Origin of the sequence: Streptomyces caeruleatus (assembly GCF_001514235.1) — a bacterium.
GTDB classification, from domain to species: Bacteria; Actinomycetota; Actinomycetes; order Streptomycetales; family Streptomycetaceae; genus Streptomyces; species Streptomyces caeruleatus.
Map to the genome: position 1 here is coordinate 363220 of NZ_KQ948924.1, position 16548 is coordinate 379767.

14 protein-coding genes, 1 tRNA gene and 4 pseudogenes are annotated in these 16548 nt (G+C 72.1%); 4 read left to right on the top strand and 15 right to left on the bottom strand.

Annotated features, from left to right (window positions below; genetic code table 11):
• Positions 1-53: 53 nt before the first annotated feature.
• Complete coding sequence (locus AQJ67_RS01625; protein ID WP_062716140.1) at positions 54-986, top strand: ABC transporter permease; 933 nt, start codon at positions 54-56, stop codon at positions 984-986.
• 33 nt (positions 987-1019) lie between these two features.
• Here the strand turns inward: AQJ67_RS01625 and AQJ67_RS01630 are convergent, their stop codons facing one another.
• The 4 genes from AQJ67_RS01630 to AQJ67_RS01645 all read right to left on the bottom strand — a co-directional run bounded on the left by AQJ67_RS01630 (position 1020) and on the right by AQJ67_RS01645 (position 3997).
• Complete coding sequence (locus AQJ67_RS01630; protein ID WP_062716141.1) at positions 1020-1952, bottom strand: tetratricopeptide repeat protein; 933 nt, start codon at positions 1950-1952, stop codon at positions 1020-1022.
• A gap of 24 nt (positions 1953-1976) precedes the next feature.
• Complete coding sequence (locus AQJ67_RS01635; RefSeq protein WP_062716142.1) at positions 1977-2600, bottom strand: hypothetical protein; 624 nt, start codon at positions 2598-2600, stop codon at positions 1977-1979.
• A 33-nt stretch (positions 2601-2633) separates the two neighbouring features.
• The gene (locus AQJ67_RS01640) at positions 2634-3134 is read right to left on the bottom strand and encodes a protein kinase domain-containing protein (RefSeq protein ID WP_062716143.1); all 501 of its coding nucleotides are present in this window, start codon (positions 3132-3134) and stop codon (positions 2634-2636) included.
• 80 nt (positions 3135-3214) lie between these two features.
• Positions 3215-3997, bottom strand: coding sequence for a polysaccharide lyase family 7 protein (locus AQJ67_RS01645; RefSeq protein ID WP_062716144.1), 783 nt, complete (start codon positions 3995-3997; stop codon positions 3215-3217).
• Positions 3998-4289: 292 nt separating this feature from the next.
• Between AQJ67_RS01645 and AQJ67_RS01650 the strand changes: the two genes are divergently transcribed.
• Positions 4290-6194, top strand: coding sequence for a serine/threonine-protein kinase (locus AQJ67_RS01650; protein ID WP_062716145.1), 1905 nt, complete (start codon positions 4290-4292; stop codon positions 6192-6194).
• 4 nt (positions 6195-6198) lie between these two features.
• On the opposite strand, the gene AQJ67_RS01655 is transcribed toward AQJ67_RS01650, so the two are convergent.
• The 3 genes from AQJ67_RS01655 to AQJ67_RS01665 all read right to left on the bottom strand — a co-directional run bounded on the left by AQJ67_RS01655 (position 6199) and on the right by AQJ67_RS01665 (position 7769).
• Positions 6199-6987, bottom strand: a complete 789-nt coding sequence (locus AQJ67_RS01655; protein ID WP_062716146.1) for an FHA domain-containing protein — start codon at positions 6985-6987, stop codon at positions 6199-6201.
• 103 nt (positions 6988-7090) lie between these two features.
• A complete protein-coding gene (locus AQJ67_RS01660; RefSeq protein WP_062716147.1) occupies positions 7091-7531 on the bottom strand; it encodes a hypothetical protein in 441 nt (146 codons plus the stop codon).
• A gap of 164 nt (positions 7532-7695) precedes the next feature.
• Positions 7696-7769 (bottom strand) — tRNA-Pro (locus tag AQJ67_RS01665).
• A 178-nt stretch (positions 7770-7947) separates the two neighbouring features.
• Here AQJ67_RS01665 and AQJ67_RS01670 point away from each other — a divergent pair.
• A complete protein-coding gene (locus AQJ67_RS01670) occupies positions 7948-8883 on the top strand; it encodes an alpha/beta hydrolase fold domain-containing protein (protein ID WP_062716148.1) in 936 nt (311 codons plus the stop codon).
• 61 nt (positions 8884-8944) lie between these two features.
• On the opposite strand, the gene AQJ67_RS48520 is transcribed toward AQJ67_RS01670, so the two are convergent.
• The 8 genes and pseudogenes from AQJ67_RS48520 to AQJ67_RS01705 form a co-directional block, all read right to left on the bottom strand.
• Positions 8945-9244: a hypothetical protein gene (locus tag AQJ67_RS48520; protein ID WP_208614882.1), complete on the bottom strand. Its 300-nt coding sequence runs from the start codon at positions 9242-9244 to the stop codon at positions 8945-8947.
• 219 nt (positions 9245-9463) lie between these two features.
• Positions 9464-10147 (bottom strand): annotated as a pseudogene (locus tag AQJ67_RS50940) (MFS transporter); the annotation flags it as partial.
• A 193-nt stretch (positions 10148-10340) separates the two neighbouring features.
• Positions 10341-10676: pseudogene (locus tag AQJ67_RS44605) on the bottom strand (VOC family protein); the annotation flags it as partial.
• A gap of 38 nt (positions 10677-10714) precedes the next feature.
• Positions 10715-11806, bottom strand: a pseudogene (locus AQJ67_RS01685) (4-oxalomesaconate tautomerase); the annotation flags it as partial.
• Positions 11803-12512: pseudogene (locus AQJ67_RS01690) on the bottom strand (4-carboxy-4-hydroxy-2-oxoadipate aldolase/oxaloacetate decarboxylase). The pseudogenes AQJ67_RS01685 and AQJ67_RS01690, both read right to left, overlap by 4 nt.
• Positions 12509-13297 (bottom strand): PIG-L deacetylase family protein, encoded by a 789-nt coding sequence (locus AQJ67_RS01695; RefSeq protein WP_062716149.1) that lies wholly within the window; start codon positions 13295-13297, stop codon positions 12509-12511. Before AQJ67_RS01695 ends, AQJ67_RS01690 begins: the two are co-directional and overlap by 4 nt.
• A 70-nt stretch (positions 13298-13367) precedes the next feature.
• Positions 13368-14018, bottom strand: coding sequence for a GntR family transcriptional regulator (locus AQJ67_RS01700; protein ID WP_062716150.1), 651 nt, complete (start codon positions 14016-14018; stop codon positions 13368-13370).
• A 231-nt stretch (positions 14019-14249) separates the two neighbouring features.
• Complete coding sequence (locus AQJ67_RS01705) at positions 14250-15257, bottom strand: LacI family DNA-binding transcriptional regulator (RefSeq protein WP_062716752.1); 1008 nt, start codon at positions 15255-15257, stop codon at positions 14250-14252.
• A 123-nt stretch (positions 15258-15380) separates the two neighbouring features.
• Between AQJ67_RS01705 and AQJ67_RS01710 the strand changes: the two genes are divergently transcribed.
• Complete coding sequence (locus AQJ67_RS01710; RefSeq protein WP_062716151.1) at positions 15381-16541, top strand: Gfo/Idh/MocA family protein; 1161 nt, start codon at positions 15381-15383, stop codon at positions 16539-16541.
• Positions 16542-16548: the final 7 nt, after the last annotated feature.

The following is a 16548-nucleotide window of genomic DNA, read 5'->3' on the forward strand; positions in this document are numbered from 1 at the left end:
CGCCGAGTTGTCCGTCGAGATCACCGAAGAACTGCGTGGGGAGATCCGCCGCCATGGCCAGCACTGACAACGGCGTCGACATCGAGGTCGACGTCACCAAGAACGACTCCCCGGCGGCGCGTGCGGCGCAGGACGATCTGGCGGGGCTGGAGGCCGGGCTCGACGCGCTGGACTCGGTGCAGGTCGGCCGTACGCCGCTGCGCGAGACCCTGGTCCGCAAGGTGCTGCCGCCCGTCACCGCTGTCGCGCTGGTGCTGGTGGTCTGGCAGCTGCTGGTGTGGGCCGAGGTCGCGCCCGACTACAAGCTGCCCTCCCCGTCCGACGTGTGGGGCGAGCTGCGCCGGTCCTGGCTGCAGGGCACCCTCTTCGACTACATCTGGACGTCCGTCTCGCGCGGCCTGTTGGGCTTCCTGCTGGCGCTGGCGATCGGTACCCCGCTGGGCCTGCTGGTCGCCCGGGTGCGGTTCGTGCGGGCGGCCATCGGCCCCATCCTCTCCGGCCTCCAGTCGCTGCCGTCGGTGGCCTGGGTGCCGCCTGCCGTCATCTGGCTGGGCCTCAACGACTCGATGATGTACGCCGTGATCCTCCTCGGCGCCGTCCCCTCCGTCGCCAACGGCCTCGTCTCGGGCATCGACCAGATCCCCCCGCTGTTCCTGCGCGCCGGCCGGACCCTGGGCGCGACCGGTCTGCGCGAGGCCCGGCACATCGTGATGCCGGCCGCCCTGCCCGGCTATCTGGCGGGCCTCAAGCAGGGCTGGGCCTTCTCCTGGCGCTCCCTCATGGCCGCCGAGATCATCGCCACCTCACCCGACCTCGGCATCGGCCTGGGCCAGCTGCTGGAGCACGGCCGCACCAACAGCAGCATGTCCCAGGTGTTCCTCGCCATCTTCCTGATCCTGCTCGTCGGCATCGCGATCGACCTGCTGATCTTCAGCCCGCTGGAGCGGAGGGTCCTGCGCGGCCGGGGACTGCTGGTCACCCGCTGAGCGCGCGGTGCCTGCCGCCGTGCCACCGTCCGGTCAGCCGGGCGTGATCAGCACCGTGACCGTCCGGTTCCGCACGACGCCCGGGTACGGCGCGTCCCGCTGATCCGCGCTCGCCGTCGTGAACGCCGTCAGTGGCCTGCCGCTGGCGGCGCTCAACTCCCGGGCGGCGACGAGCGCACGCCACAGGGCGAGGACGGAGCCGCCCCTGTCCGGGGCGCCGGGCACGGTGGCGGTGTGACCGAGGACCTCGACGTCGGCCTGCCGTCCCGCGAGACGCCCGCCCAGGACGGCAAGACGGTCGGCGCCGGCCGGGGTGAGCCGGTCGGCCTCCGCGAAGAGCCCGTCGGTGAAGGTGACTTCCACCGCGTCCCCGTGCACCGCCGCGTCGATGCCCGGTGCGCGCACCGCACGGGCCAGTGCCGCCACCACCTCCGCGCGGCCTGCCGACGCGCGGGCCCGTTCCTGTTCCTGCCGCGCCCGGTGTTCGGCGTCCAGTCGCCGGGCGAGCTGTTCCGCCCGGTCGGCGAGCGTCCGGGCGGGTCGCTCGGGTCGCCCGTCCGCTTCGTCGGTGAGGACGACCGTGCAGGCCGCGATCGCGGCCACCGCGCAGACCGCGGCGGCCAGTGCGGTACCGGCGCGATGCCGGGCGAACGCCGCCCGTGGGCCGCGGCGGCCGAGCCGGTCGATCCTCGCCAGCCCCGCCGACGCTGCGGCGTCCTGCGGCTGCTGCTCCTGGACCCTGCGCCAGTACTCCACCGCCCTGGCCGGCTCGCCCCGCTGGGCGTGCACCCGGGCGAGCAGGTCGAGTACGTCGTGATGGCCGGCGAGGGCGGGATCGTCGGCCTCGTGCAGCAGCCGCAGCGCACCGTCCAGGTCACCGGAGCGGGCGGCCGCCCGTGCGCGCGAGACAAGCAGGACGACCCGGAGCGCGTCGGCGGGCCGGACCGGTGTGGGTGCAGCAAGCACCGTCAACTCCTCTTCTCAGCCTGGCTAGTTGATGCCACCGGTCATCCGCTCCGCCTCCTCCGCCGCCCCCGGCGGCAACAGCCTGCGCAGCCGCTCGTTGACCCCGGCGAGGGCCCGGCGGTTCCCCGCGGCGACGGCCCGGCGGCCCTCCAGGATCGCGGCGTCCGCCTGCGCCCGGGAGAACATGTCGTCCCGCATCTCGACCAGCGCGCGGAAGACCACGTACTCCCACTGGTCGGTACGGCGCAGCAGCTCGACATGGAACTCCCCGGCCCGCTTGACGAGCCGCCGCAGGTCCGCGGGAGTGGCGTCGTCGCCGAGCGAACTGGCCCGCTCGCGCATGTTCTGCAGCTCCCGGCGGTCCGAGGGGCCGCCGCCGGTCTGTTCCATGACGTCCTCGCAGGAGCTCAGCAGATCCCACAGCTCACGTTGCAGCCCGGGGACCTCGATCGCCTGCTCGATGTCGTCGAGCTGGGCCTGCACGTCACGGATCCGCCGCTCGCTGGTGACGGCGGCACCGGTGTCGACGGCGGCCGCGTCGACCTCCTTGCGCAGCTGGGGGATGGTCTTCTGCTCTGCGAGGTCGGCCAGTTGCTCCCGCGCCTGGTCGGAGTGCACCTCCTCGGCCTGGTCTTCAAGGAGACGCACGCGCTGTTTTCTTGTCCATCACCTCTCCATCCTTCACGCGCAGTCCGGACTCGTCATAGGTGATGAGCAGGTTGGCCAGCGACAGGTCGCGGTGCACGATGGGGTGCTGCCGCTCGTGGGCGACGGCGAGTCCCTCGGCGGCCTGCCGCAGCACGGCCGTGGCCTCACCGACCGGTACGGCGGCCAAGGCGAGGCGATCAGCCGCTCCAGGCTGCCGCCGGCGACGTACTCCATGGTGATGTAGCCGCGCACCCCCTCGGAGGTCTGCACGGTGCCCGCGTCGAAGACCCGGATGATGTTGGGGTGTCCCAGGGTGGAGAGGATGCGGGCCTCGTCGAACATCCGGGAGGTCGCCGCCAGCGAGGCCACGTGCTTGAAGAGCTTCAGCGCCTGCCAGCCGAGGATGTGGTGGCCTACCCGGTACACCTCGGCGAAGGCGCCCTCGCCGAGCCTGCGGTCCACGACGAGCGCGGAGTTGATCCGCTGCCCACGGGTCAGCAGTGCCCTCCCCGCGCCCGTCGTGTCCCCCGTCATCCACCGCCCCTTCCGTCCCCTGAGGTCGCCTCACCGTGCCACGCACCGCCCGGGACCCCTCCCGGGCGCCGGGCGGCCGGTCAGGAGTGGGTGACCTTGATGCGGGAGATGCGGACCTCGCCGTGGTTGTCGTCGGTGCACGGCTCGGAGTTGTCGCAGTTGGCCTGCGTGTAGGCGCCCGCCTTGAAGTAGTTGGTGTCGCCGTCGTGGGAGACCGTCGTCTCCAGGCGGCCGTTGTAGTAGGCGTCGATCTCCCCGTCCCGGGCCACGAACTTGGCCTCGAACTCGGTGCCGAGCTCGTAGTCGTCGGTGACGAGGTGGGCGTGCCGGTCGTCGCCGTCGGTGATGTAGAGGCTGCTGCCTTCGAGCCGGAAGACGGTGACGTCGTCGTCCCCGCCGTGGACCTGTGCGCCGACCAGGTACGGCCGTTCCTCAGGCAGGGCCGTGAACGCCTCGCGGACCACGAGGGTGTGGGTGCCGTCGGTGGTGGACCACTCGGCCTCGTCCGCGCCGCCGTCGGTCATCTCCCGCAGTTCGGCGCGCGGGTAGCTGGAACCTCCCGTCGTCACACCGTTGACGGCGGCCCGGAACCGCACCGCGTCACAGCCGGCCTCCGCCCGGAACCAGGGGTCGGCGGAGAAGGTCGCCAGCTCGGGCTGGGTGATCTCGGTGGGGTCCTCGTCCTCGCCGGTGGGCAGGGTCAGCTTCCAGTTCGTCAGATCGAGGACGTCGGCGGGGTGGGCGCACCGGGCGGCCGCCCGCTCGTGCGGGGTCTGCGCGCCGGCGTGCGTGGACAGGGCGAGCGTGGCGGTCGAGACGGCCGCGGTGAGACCGGCCAACACGAGGGTCCGGGTGCTGGGCATGGAGGAGTGCCTTCCTGTCGGGGTCGCCAAGGGATGTTCTGAAAGTCCTGTGCGGTTCGGGCCGCGCGTACGGTACGCGCGATCGCCGGGACCCCTCCCGGAAATCGACGGGACCCCTCCGGAACCGGTGGTCTCACCGCATCTGCACACACGGGACACCTGCGCATGCGTGCGACTGATGAAGGCTCTGGGTAGACACTGCGTACGGTCCGCCCCACGCGTTAGGTTCGATGCGATCCACGCGTGCGGTCCGGGCCGTGTGCGTTCGGGAATCGACCGAGGGGGAAGATCCGTGCGTTCCGGGGACGAGTTCGCCGACCGCTATGTCCTCAAGGAGGTCATCGGCACGGGTCGGGGCGGCGATGTGTGGCTGGCCCACGACACGGTGGTGGGCCAGGACGTCGCCCTCAAACCCGAGCGGACGGACGGCGAGGGCGAGACCGCGGTGCGCCGGCTGCTGGGCGAACCGCGCGCCATGGCCAAGTTCCGCGACCATCCGCACGTAGTGACCCTGTTCGACGTCATCACCGCGCCCCGGGAGGGCGACGCCCCGGAGACGTACTGGTTCGTCATGGAGTACGTCCCCGGCGGCGGCCTGGACCGGCAGCCGACGGTGTCTCCCGTGCGGGCGGCCCGTATCGGGGCCGAGCTCGCCGACGCGCTGGCCGCCCTGCACGAGGCGGGCATCGTCCACTGTGACGTCAAGCCCGCCAACATCGGGCTCACCCGGCACGGCACCGCGAAGTTACTGGACTTCGGCGCCGCGTACCGGGTCGGCGGCGCCGAGACCATCACCGTCAACGGCCCGTTCAGCTTCACCCCCGACTACGCCGCCCCCGAGCTGGCCCGGGGCAACGTCCCGCGGCCCGCCTCGGACGTGTTCTGTCTGGCGGCCACCCTCTGCGCGCTGGTCACCGGCGCGCCGCCGCGCGGTGGCGCTCCCGCGGACGACGATGCCCCGGCCGGGACGGGGACCGAGGAGGAGGAGGCCGAGCGCCTGCGGTACTGGAAGGCCGAGCAGGGTGTCGTGGAGCTGGACGCCGCCGCCGTGGGCCCGCTGTACCCCGTGCTCACCTCCATGCTGCGCCGCGATCCCCGGCAGCGCCCCGAGGCCGCCGAGGTCAAGCGGCTCCTGGCGGAGGTCGCCGGGTCCGGGCCTTCGCCCTCCCGGGACCCGGGCACCACCAGCCCCGTCAGAGGGCGGCGGCGCCGGCGCGGCCGGCTGCTGCTGGGCGCCGCGGCACTCGGCGTCACCGCCGCACTGGCCCTGGGGCTCGTCGCCCTGCCGGACGGCGACGACGACGGCAAGGCCGCTCCGCAGCGCTCGGGCGAGAGCCGGCCTCTGATCGGCGACCCGCACACGGCCGACGTGTGCGCCCTGGCCGACCCCGCCGCCTTCGAACAGTTCGGCGACGGGGAGATCCGGGTGGACGTGGACTACGGGAACTTCGACCGCTGCGACGTGCTCGTGAGCGTCGACGACAAGACCCGTATCGATGTCTCGGTGAGCCTGCGCAAGGGCTCCCCGCCCGAGGGGTCGAAGCCCTCCAGCACCGTCGGACGGATCGGGATCCGCGAGGAGCAGGCCGAGGACGACGAGTGCAAGCTGTTGCTGACGGCCGACGGCGACAGCGGTGACACCCTGGTCGGGGTCCGCGTCAACATGGGCAAGGGCTCCGTGTTCGGCGGCACCGCGGCCCTGTGCGCGGTCGCGGACAAGGCCGCCCGGGGCGCGGCCGGGGTCCTCGACCGGGGCCCGCTCCAGCGTCGTTCGCCCGCCTACCCGCCCGCCTCGCTGGCCTGGCGCGACGCCTGCGAACTGCTCGACGCCAAGGCGCTGTCCGTCGTTCCCGGGATCGAGGCCGACGTGCCGGAGGTCGGGGTCGCGAACTGGAGCTGTGAGTGGTCGAGCGACGTCGACGAACTGGACGCGGAGGTGAGCTTCTTCCGCGATCAGCCCAAGTCGGCCGGGGAGGGCACGGCCCTCAGCCTCGGCGGACACCGCACCGTCATCGAGAAGGGCGACGACGGGGACACCTGCTCGGCGTTCGTGGAGTACCGCAGGTACAGCGGCCAGGACGCCGAGACGGCCGCGGAGATGGTGCGCCTGGAGGTCGGCGGGCAGCAGCCCACGGACAAGCTGTGCGGGATGGCCAGGGACCTCGCGGCCTCCGCCGCCGGCCGACTGGGCGGCTGAGGACTCAGGGCGCGGAGTCGGGCCAGGCCGCGTCGTCCTCCATCAGGTCGAGGTCCGGCGGTACGAGCGTCGTGGACTCCACCAGGCCCTTGATCAGGTTGTGCAGCAGGCTGTTGTCCCCGGGACGGCCCTGCGACTTGTCGTGGATCAGCGGGTACCGGAAGCCGGTGCGGTCCAGCCGGTGGCGTACGGCCTCGATGCGGTGCTCGATCCTGCGCTCCGTCCACTTCGCGTCCGGGCGGAGGTAGCCGAGCTGCTTGGCGGCCGTGGCGTACGACAGGGGGCGCGGGTCCTCCTCGTACAGCAGATACCGCTGACCGAGGACGACCAGCAGCAGTCGTTCGTCGTCGTTGAGCGCCCAGGTCTCCGGCCGGATGGTCTCGGCGCGCCGCCGGGACAGCGGTCCCTGGTCGTCGTGGCCCGCCACGTACAGCTCCACCAGGTGCTCGCGGTAGCCGGAGCCCTTCACGAACAGCGGGGTGTAGCCGGTGTCGAGCGGCATCGGTTCGGTGCTGAGGTGCATCATCCGGCCGCGCGGCAGCCGGACGAGCTGCTGCCCGGTGTTCCGTAGCCACCACAGCCCTTGACGGTACGTCAGCTCTCCGTGCCGTCGGCTCACCCGCAGGTCGTCCACGCCGACCCCGAGGTCCACGTCCGGTTTCTCACCGCGTCCGAAGCGGACCGTGAGCCCCGGGCGGGGCGGCGCGCTGAGCTCGCCGGTGACCGTCCGGGCGTGCAGGGTCCCGGGCGTGGTGGGCGCGACACCACGCGCGAGGCTGGCGGAGAGGGGCATCGCGGGTCTCCTCGGGGCGTGGGCTCGTCATGCGGTACCCGCATGATGCGCCTTCACCCACGGGAGGGGTCCCGGGGGGCCGTGCCCCGCGTCTACGGCCTCGCTAGGAGGAGGAGCACTGGCTGAGATCCATCTCGAGAAACGTCCAGCTGTCGTTCGACCCCTGGGTGACGAGCTGGTCCGTACCGTCGTTCCGGGTCGTGATGTTCCACGTCTCGCTGTAGGGACCGGGCGGGGCCGTTTCCTGGTCCTGCGAGGTCGCGCTGTCCGGTGCGTACTGGATTTCCTGCTGGCGAACCTCGAAGTTCCCTGCCTCGCTGTAATCTTGCTGTCCGACTTGGACGTACAGGTAGGTCCCGTCTGCTTCGAATTCCACGTGGGACGACTTGTCCTCGGCGATCCAGCCGCCGAGCAGTTGTCCAGGAATCTCGGCGGCCTGCGCGTACGCGGGCCCGCCGTTGACAGTGATCAGTGCGCCACCCAGGAGAACAGCGCACGCGCCGACCCGTATCGCCCTCGAGAATCGAGAATGTATGGCGGTCATGGCAACCCCGTGAGGGCTGGGGAGAGTTCCTTCCTCATTTTGCGCGCCCGGACACCCGCTCGCATCTGGATCACAGCGCGACAAACGGTGCGGAAACGTCGAGAGCCTCGCCTCACATTCACGTGAGGCGAGGCTCTGATCCGGACAGACAGTCCGTCGAACTGTCGGGACGACAGGATTTGAACCTGCGACCCCTTGACCCCCAGTCAAGTGCGCTACCAAGCTGCGCCACGTCCCGGCGCGCATCGCGCGGCGAACCGCGTGATCACGCAGGTCAACCCTACCGCATACGCACCCTGCCCCGGCCGCGGCGACCTCTTGACCCATAGTTGCTGTCACCTATAATTGCCGTCCCCAATCAGATCTCGTGGCGGGAAGCCGGGGAACCCCACGGCCCGCGTACCGATCGGAGCCCCATGTCCCTCCTGGCCCGGCCCGCTGTGGCCGCCTTCGTCGCCAAGGCGATGCAACGTGTGACCGTCATGGCGGACCGGCGTTCGGGCGGCCGTGGGTCGGCCGCCGCCTCGCATGCCCGGTTCCCGGAATTCCCGCGCAGGGTAAGGGAGTTGGCGATCCCCACGTCGGTCGCCCCGGCCCGGGCCACCGTCTATCTGCCCGCGAACGACGAGCCCGCTCCCCCGGTGCACGTCAACTTCCACGGCGGCGGCTACGTCATGACACTGACCGAGCTGGACGACCCGCTGTGCCGCTTCCTGGCCGCCGAGGCCGGCGTGGTCGTGGTCAACGTGGACTATGTCGTCGCCCCGCAGCACCCGTTCCCGGCGCCGCCCCGGCAGGCGTACGACGTCGTCCGGTGGGTCGCGGAGCACGGCGTCGAGGAGGGCTGGGACGGCGGGCGGCTCACCGTGGGCGGGCAGAGCGCCGGGGGCGGACTGGCGGCGGCCGTGGCCCGCCAGGCCTTCGAGGAGGGTGGGCCCGCCATCGCGCTCCAGGTGCTGCACTATCCGCCGCTCGACCTCGCGACCCACGCCCGGGACAAGCGGGCCGCCGTCGCCAGGCCGATGCTGCGGCCCTGGATGGCCGACGTCTTCGACACGTCGTACGTCCCGGACGCGCGGCGGCGTCTGGACCGGCTCGTGTCCCCGGCGCACCCTTCGGACACCGTGGACCTGAAGGGCATCGCGCCGGCCCTGGTGGTCACCGCCGAGTACGACCTGCTGCGGGCCGAGGGCGAGCGGTACGCCGAGCGGCTCCGGGGCTCGGGGGCGCTGGTCGAGCACCACGAGGTGCGCGGCGCCGACCACGGGTACGACGGGCAGGACGACGGCAAGGCCCGTGAGGTCTACGACCTGATGGCCCGGCGGATACGGGAGGCGACGGGCGCCGCCTGAACGCGGGGCGCCCGGCCGTCGCGGCGCCGCGCTCGCCGGCGTACATCCCTTCGCCGGTCCCTCACCTGTTCCGCACCATCGGCGAGGGCTCCTTGCGCATCTCCTGGGTGTACTCCTCCGGGCACGTCACCCGCACGTTCGTCGAGACCGGCCGGGCGGTCGAACACCTGTCGGCGGAGGACCAGGCGGGCGCAGCCGGCGGGGCGGCCGTCGGGGTGTTCCTGGCGCTCCTCCCGGGGCTCCAGGACATCCCCGCGACGAACCCCGCCATCAGCAGCGTCACCGCCACGACCACCCACCACGGCAGTCCTGCCTTGGCCATGAACGCGACGACAGCCACCAGTGCGAGAAATGCCGTCACGTCCTGATCCCCCATCAACTGTGAACACACCTGCCCCCGACGTCACGAGAGCCGCCCTGCAGCACTACGGGCATATGACGCAACAATACGCGAGACCGTCGTATAACCCAGTTCGGCTCATCTGTACATATGGTTCGTCCGTACATATGACGGACGCCACTCACCGCAGGTGCCGCGGCGAGCGGCGCCCCCCTCGCTCCCGGTCGGCGCGTACGCCGGTCAGTGCGCGCCTATGAGCTCCGGCTCGCTTCCCCGGTCCGCCGTCTGCTTCGAGCCGCGCAGTGCGGCGATCCCGATCAGGACCATGGACGACAGACCGGCGAGCGCGAAGGCCGTGAAGCCCCAGTCACCCTGGTTCGCCGCGAGCAACTGGCCTCCCAGCCACGGTCCGAAGACGGCGCCGAAGCGGCCCATGCCGGAGGTCCAGCCGACGGCGGTGGCACGGTTCTCGGGGCGGGAACGGATCGAGACGGTCGCGTAGATCATGGTCTGCGCGCTGTTGAGGAACACACCGGTCAGGAACACCACCGTGAAGGTGAGCGCCAGCGGCATGCGGACGCTGAGCAGGAAGACGCCGGCGGCGGTCAGCGCGAATCAGATCAGCGAGATCCGCGGGGCTCCGAACCGGTCGGAGGCGCGCCCGGCGACCAGCATGCCGACGATGCCGCCGAGGTTGAACAGGACCACGAAGGTCAGGGCCGAGCCGAGGTTGTAGCCCTCGCCGCGCATCAGGGTGGGCAGCCAGGTGGCGACGCCGTAGACGAGGAGCAGTCCGCCGAAGGAGGCCGGCCAGTACAGCAGGGTCCGGGTCCACTCGCCGCCCCGGAAGAGGTTGGCCAGGGAGTGCCGGCGGTCGGCGGCGGCCTGCTTGTCGGCGGGGGCGGCGGGCAGTTCGACCTCGTAGCCCATCAGCATGTGGGGCAGTACCGAGCCGTAGACGAACATGTCCAGGCCGTCGAAGAGGACGGCCAGCCAGCACAGGCCGACGGCGAGTACGGCCAGTCTGCCGACGCGAGCGGCCGGGGAGGGGGAGGAGGACATCCTTGTTTTCCTCTCGTGCGTTGTGCGCCAGACGCTAAGGAGCCGGATGGGTGAGCAGGGCGTGTTCGTGCCCGTCGGGGTCGGTGGTGAGGTACTGCTTGCCGATGCCGGGCTCGTCCTCGACCCACTGGCCCGAGCCGCCGGCCGCCTCGACCGCCCCGACACGGCGGTGCAGTGCCTCCTCGCTGGAGGTGCGCAGGGCGAGCCGGCCGAGGCCGGGCCGGTCGCGGGCGGTGAGGACCAGGCTGTGGTGCTCGTAGTCGTCGAAGGTCCGTAGGTAGACGGTGTCGCCTTCCTGACCGTTGACCGTGAGGCCCAGGTAGTCGGTGAAGAAGGCGACGCTGGCGTCCAGGTCGGGGGTGAACAGCTGGGCGTGGCCGATGTGGGCGATGTCGCCGAGCGGCGGGGTCTTCGGGGGCCTCCGGGGGTGGGTGCCGGGAGTGGGGCCGTCTCGGCGGGCCGGGGGAAGACGGTGCCGTCGAAGATCTTGCGGGCCGTGCGGACGACGGCGGTGCGGCGGGCGGCGGGCAGGCCTGCGGCGTCGGTGCCCAGGGCACTCTCGATGTCGAGGAACCCCGTGGGGTGTTCGATACGGACGCGGTCGCCGTCGGTGGGCAGCTCCGCGAGGTCCGTGCCGACGCCGCCCTGGATCCGCAGCCCGGCGGCGACACTCGCCGCGCCGAGCACGCCGACCGAGGTGTGGCAGCGGACCGGGATGAAGGTGCGGGTGGTGACCGCGCCGCCCTGGCGGGGCGGGGCGAGCAGGGTGACCTTGGGGACGGTGGTGTCCGAGACGTCACCGAGCCCCATCAAGTGGCCTGCGGCCAGCCTGAGTTCGCGGATCCGGTCGGCCAGCGCGAGGTCCTCCTCCAGGTCCCTGGGTGCCTCGTAGCCGGTGACCTTCAGTGCGGCCGCCTCGACGAGGACGGTCGGCATGCCGTTGTCCACGCAGGTCACCGGGATGCCGTCGAGCACGTCGCGGACGTTGCCGGTGGGCAGCAACTGCCCGGTGCCGGGCGGGAACTCGATTACCACCGGGGCCGCCGTGCCGGGCACGCCGGAGATCTCGGCGTCCCCGCTGTAGTCGACGCGGCCGCCGGGGGTCGGGAAGGTCGCCGTGGCGAGGTCACCGGAGTTGACCATGCGGATCCGTACGGAGGTCTCCTCCTCCCCCGCCGGGACCAGCCCGCGCTCCACGGCGAACGGGCCGATGCCGGCGAGGATGTTGCCACAGTTCTGACGGGCGCTCACTTCCGCTCGGTCGACGGCGACTTGGAGGAAGAGGTAGTCGACGTCGGCCCGTGGGTCGGGCGAGTGCGACACCACGGCCACCTTGCTGGCGAGCGGGTGGGCGCCGCCCAGGCCGTCGATCTGCCGCTCGTCCGGGCTGCCCATGACGCGCAGCAGCAGCTCGTCGCGGGCGGCGGGATCGGCGGGCAGGTCCTCGGCGAGGAAGTAGGCGCCCTTGGAGGTGCCGCCGCGCATCAGCAGGCAGCGGACCGCCACGGGCGGCCCGGTCACGGCTGCGCCTCCTCGCGGACGTACTCGTCGTAGGACCGGTACGTCACGCCGAGCCGGACGAGCTTCTCGCGCAACCCGTACCGGTCCAGGCCGAGTTGGCCCGCCAGGAAGGCGGTGCGGGCGGCGGCCTCCTTGGCCTCGCGGGCCTCGGACTTCCCGACGGTCTCGCGGGCGCGTTCGCGGGGAACGACCACGACTCCGTCGTCGTCGGCGAGGATCACGTCGCCGGGGCGGACCACCTGGCCGTCGATGGCGACCGGCACGTTCACCGAGCCGCCGGTGGCCTTGACGGTGCCCTGCGCGCTGACCGCCCTGACCAGGCCGCGAAGCCCATGTCGCGCAGCTCCTGGGTGTCCCGGATGCCGGTGTCGAGGACGACACCGCGCACGCCGCGCCGCTGGAGGGCGGTCGCGAACAGCTCGCCGAAGAGGCCGTCGGTGGAGGGGGAGGTGGTGGTGACGACCAGGATGTCGCCCTCGCCGCACTGCTCCACGGCGGCGTGGATCATGAGGTTGTCGCCGGGCCAGCCGAGCACCGTGACGGCGGTTCCGGCGACCCGTACGCCCTGCTGGACGGGGCGGATGCCCGGCCCCAGCAGGCCGGTTCGGCCCATGGCCTCGCTGAGCGTCGCCACGCCGAAGCCGGCCAGCGCGTCGACGTCCTTCAGCTCCGCCTTGGGCGGGTCGGTGACGATGACGCCGCTCATGCCAGCTCCTTCGCGATCTGCGGGTAGGGGCGCATGTAGGCCTCGGCCATGGTCTTGTGGGCCAGGCCCAGGTTGGGTCCGGCGTTGCGCTTGAGCTGGACGCCGCGGCGGACGGCGAGGTCCGTGTAGTAGTCCCACAGGTGCTGCTGGGCGGCGAGGCACTCCAAGGCCCTCCGCTTGGTCTCCCACACCTCGGTGATGTCGAGCAGGACCTCGGGCCTGAAGCCGCTCATCTCGGGCTGGTGCGGCTCGAAGTAGAAGACCGGCGGGGCGCCGATGATCTCGCCCTCGCCCGGGTAGCCGATGGCCTGGGCGAGGATCCGGGCCTCCAGGGCCATGCGGTTGGCGGCCGGGTGGTCGCCGTTGTACGGGTCCTCGGTCGGGTGGGTGAGCACGACGTCGGGCTGGGTGTCGCGGTAGACGGCGACGAGCTGGTCGGTCAGCTCGGCGGTGGCGAGGAGCGGGTAGTCGCCGGCGTCGAAGAAGCGGACCTCGGCGCCGAGCGTGGTCGCGGCGCGCTCGGCCTCGTCCCGGCGTATCGCCTTGATCTCGTCGAGCTTCCTGCCCGCGCGCCAGGCCTTGGCGGACTCGCCGCGCTCGCCGAAGGTCAGGCAGGCGATGGTGACCTTCTCGCCCCGGGACGCGGCCAGGGCGACGGCTCCGCCCGCGCGCCACACGAAGTCCCCGGCGTGCGCGGTGATGACGAGGGTGGAGCGTGGTGGGGACGGGGGTCCCCCCGCGTGAGGTTGGCCGAGCCTTGGGGAGGGCGCATCGGAAGGCGTCATCGCTGCTACTCCTTGGGTGGCAGGTGCGCGCCCGCCCCGTGCGCTCGAACCGTGCGGCGACTCCGACGGGTCAGTCGCGCAGCGCCTCGATCACGCTGGTGAGGTGGGCGCGGACGGCCGCCTCGGCCGCCTGCGGGTCCCTGGCCCGGATCGTCTCGATCATGGCCAGGTGCTCGTTCAGGGAGTGCTGCGGACGGCCGGGCCTCAGTGCCAACTGGAAGCGGTGGCGCACCAGTTGTGCGTTGAGCCGCTCCAGCAGTTCCACGGCCGTCCGCTGGCCGGAGAACTCCCGGATCCTGGCGTGCAGTTCCTGGTTCAGCTCCGAGTACGTCATCGGCTCGCCGTCGGCCACGGCCTTGGTCATCGCCTCACCCAGGTCCGCCAGTCGGGTCAACTGCTCGTCGCTGGCCGCGACGGCGGCCTTCGCCGCGCAGAGCCCCTCCAGGACCATGCGGCACTCGGTGATGGCGACCGCTTCCTCCACGGTCACCACCCGCACCCGCGAGCCGCGGTTGCGGATCCGCTCGACCAGTCCCTGAGCCTCCAGATCGATAAGTGCCGCGCGGATGCTGGCCCGTGTCACACCGAACTGCTCGGCGAGCTCGTTCTCCACCAGCCGTTGAGCCGGTGCCATCTCGCCGTGCAGGATCGCCTGCCGCAGCTGCGCGAGCGCGTGCTGCTTGGCCTGCTCCCCGGTGCCCGGACGGGCTTCCTTCGGCATGTGCCCTCCCTGAGTGAGTGCCTGTCGAACGTAAATCTAGCCAAACAAAATTGTCAACAATTTTGTGCGCCGTTCTGTACGCCGGTGCCGTCGCGGGCCGACGCCGGTCGCCGGGCCGACGCCGGTCGCGGGCCGACGCCGAGGGTGGGGTCCTGCGACATGGCCGTACTTGCGCGAGGGCGACCGTACGACGTGGGACGGTGCACGAAAGGCTGCGCAAGGCGTACGCGATCAACCAGTGAGGCGTGGCGGCGCCGTCGAGCCGCGGATCTCCAACGTCGGTACGGCGAGGCGGACTTCGCCCGCTCCCCCGGCGCCCTCGAACCGGTCGAGCAGACGGCGGGCCGCGCGGCGGCCGACTTCGTGGCTGGCGTTGTCGACGGTCGTGAGCCACACGTGACGCAGGCGGGCGATGCTCGTGTTGTCGTAGCCGACGACGGACAGGTCGCGCGGCACCCGCAGCCCCGACTCCTCGGCCGCCGAGAGCGCGCCGATGGCGGCGATGTCGTTCACCGCGAACACGGCCGTCGGCCGTTCCGCCCGCCTCAGCAGCCGGACCGTCGTGCGGTAGCCGCCCTCCTCGGTCATGTCGCTCGCCTCGACGACCGTCTCGTCCCCGAGGCCGCGCTCCCGCATCGTCGCCTCGAAGCTCCGCCGCCGCAGCTCACCGACCGCGCCGTACCCGGCGATGTGCGCGATGCGCCGGTGCCCGAGGCCGATGAGGTGCTCGGTGACCAGGCGGGCGCCCCGCTCGTCGTCGTTGGCGACCACGTCCACGCCGGGCAGCAGCGGCTCGCGGGCACCCGCCACCACCACCGGGAGGCGCTCGGCGACCGCCCCGAGCGCGGCCGGGTCGGGCAGCGTGCCGACCACGACGAGCCCGTCGACCCCGAGGTCCAGGAAGGGGCCGGCCGGGTCCTGTCCGGTACGGCGGTTGAGGCGGGCGTCGGCCAGGAGCATGCGCAGGCCGTTGTCGTGCAGGAGGGAGTTCAGGCCGTCGAGCATGTCGACGAACCAGGGGTTGCGCAGGTCGTTGAGGAGGACGCCGACCGTGCGGGTGCGCTGCTCGCTGAGGCTGCGCGCGGCGGCGTTCGGGCGGTAGCCGAGTTCGCGTACGGCCCGCAGGACCGCCTCCCGCTTCTGCGGGCGCACCTGGTCCGAGCCGCGCAGGACGAGCGAGACCAGTGACTTGGAGACGCCGGCCCGGTCGGCCACATCGCGGATCGTCGGCGCTCTCATGGACATGGACCGTTCCATGAGCTGCCGGGCCTTGTCAAAGGGGACGGAAAGGGTTGACACCACAGCCGGGCCGCACCCAAGGTGAGCTGGACAGGAGATGGACCGGTCCAAAGAGGGGCTGCAATGGTGGACACGCTTGGCGTCGCCGTCGTCGGATTCGGCTGGATGGGGCGGGTGCACACCCAGGCGTACGCCCGAGTCGCGCATCACTACCCGGCGCTGGCGCTGCGTCCGGAGCTGGTGGCCGTCGCCGAGGACGTGCCCGGCCGGGCCGAGGAGGCCGCCGCGCGGTTCGGGTTCGCTTCGGCGACCCGCGACTGGCGCGAGGTGGCCGCCGATCCGCGCGTGCGGGCCGTCAGCATCACCGCGCCGAACTTCCTGCACCGCGAGATCGGCGTCGCGATGGCCGAGGCCGGCAAGCACATCTGGATCGAGAAGCCGGTCGGCCTGACCGCCGAGGACGCCCGGGCGGTGGCCGACGCGGCCGCCAAGGCCGGCGTACAGAGCGCGGTCGGCTTCAACTACCGCAACGCGCCCGCCGTCGAGACCGCCCGCGACCTGATCGCCGCCGGCGAGATCGGCACCGTCACGCACGTGCGCGTCCGCCTCTTCAGCGACTACGCCGCCCACCCCCAGGGTGCCCTGACCTGGCGTTACGAGCGTGAGCGCGGCGGCAGCGGAGTCCTCGGCGACCTCGCCTCGCACGGCGCCGACCTGGCCCGCTTCCTGCTCGGCGACATCGCCTCGCTGACCGCCGACACCGCGATCTTCGTACCCGAGCGGGCCCGCCCGACCGGCGCCACCGCCGGGCACACCCTCGCCACGGGAGAACTCGGCCCGGTCGAGAACGAGGACTACGTCAACTGTCTGCTGCGCTTCGCCTCCGGCGCCCGGGGCGTCCTGGAGGCCTGCCGGGTCTCGGTCGGCGAGCAGAACAACTACGGCTTCGAGGTGCACGGCACCAAGGGCGCCGTGTTCTGGGACTTCCGCCGCATGGGCGAGCTCGGCGTCAGCCGTGGCACCAGCTACCAGGACCAGCCGGTCAGCACGGTGTACGTCGGCCCGGGCGACGGCGAGTTCGGCTCCTTCCAGCCGGGCGCCGCGAACGCCATGGCCTACGACGACCTCAAGGTCGTCGAGGCGTACCGCTTCCTGCGCTCGGTCGCCGAGGGCGTCCCGCACGGAGCCACCCTCGACGACGCCGTACGCAGCGCGGCCGTACTCGACGCGATGGCGCGGTCGGCCCTGAGCGGCGCGTGGGTGGACGTGGCCGCGGGAGCGTGACGCCCGG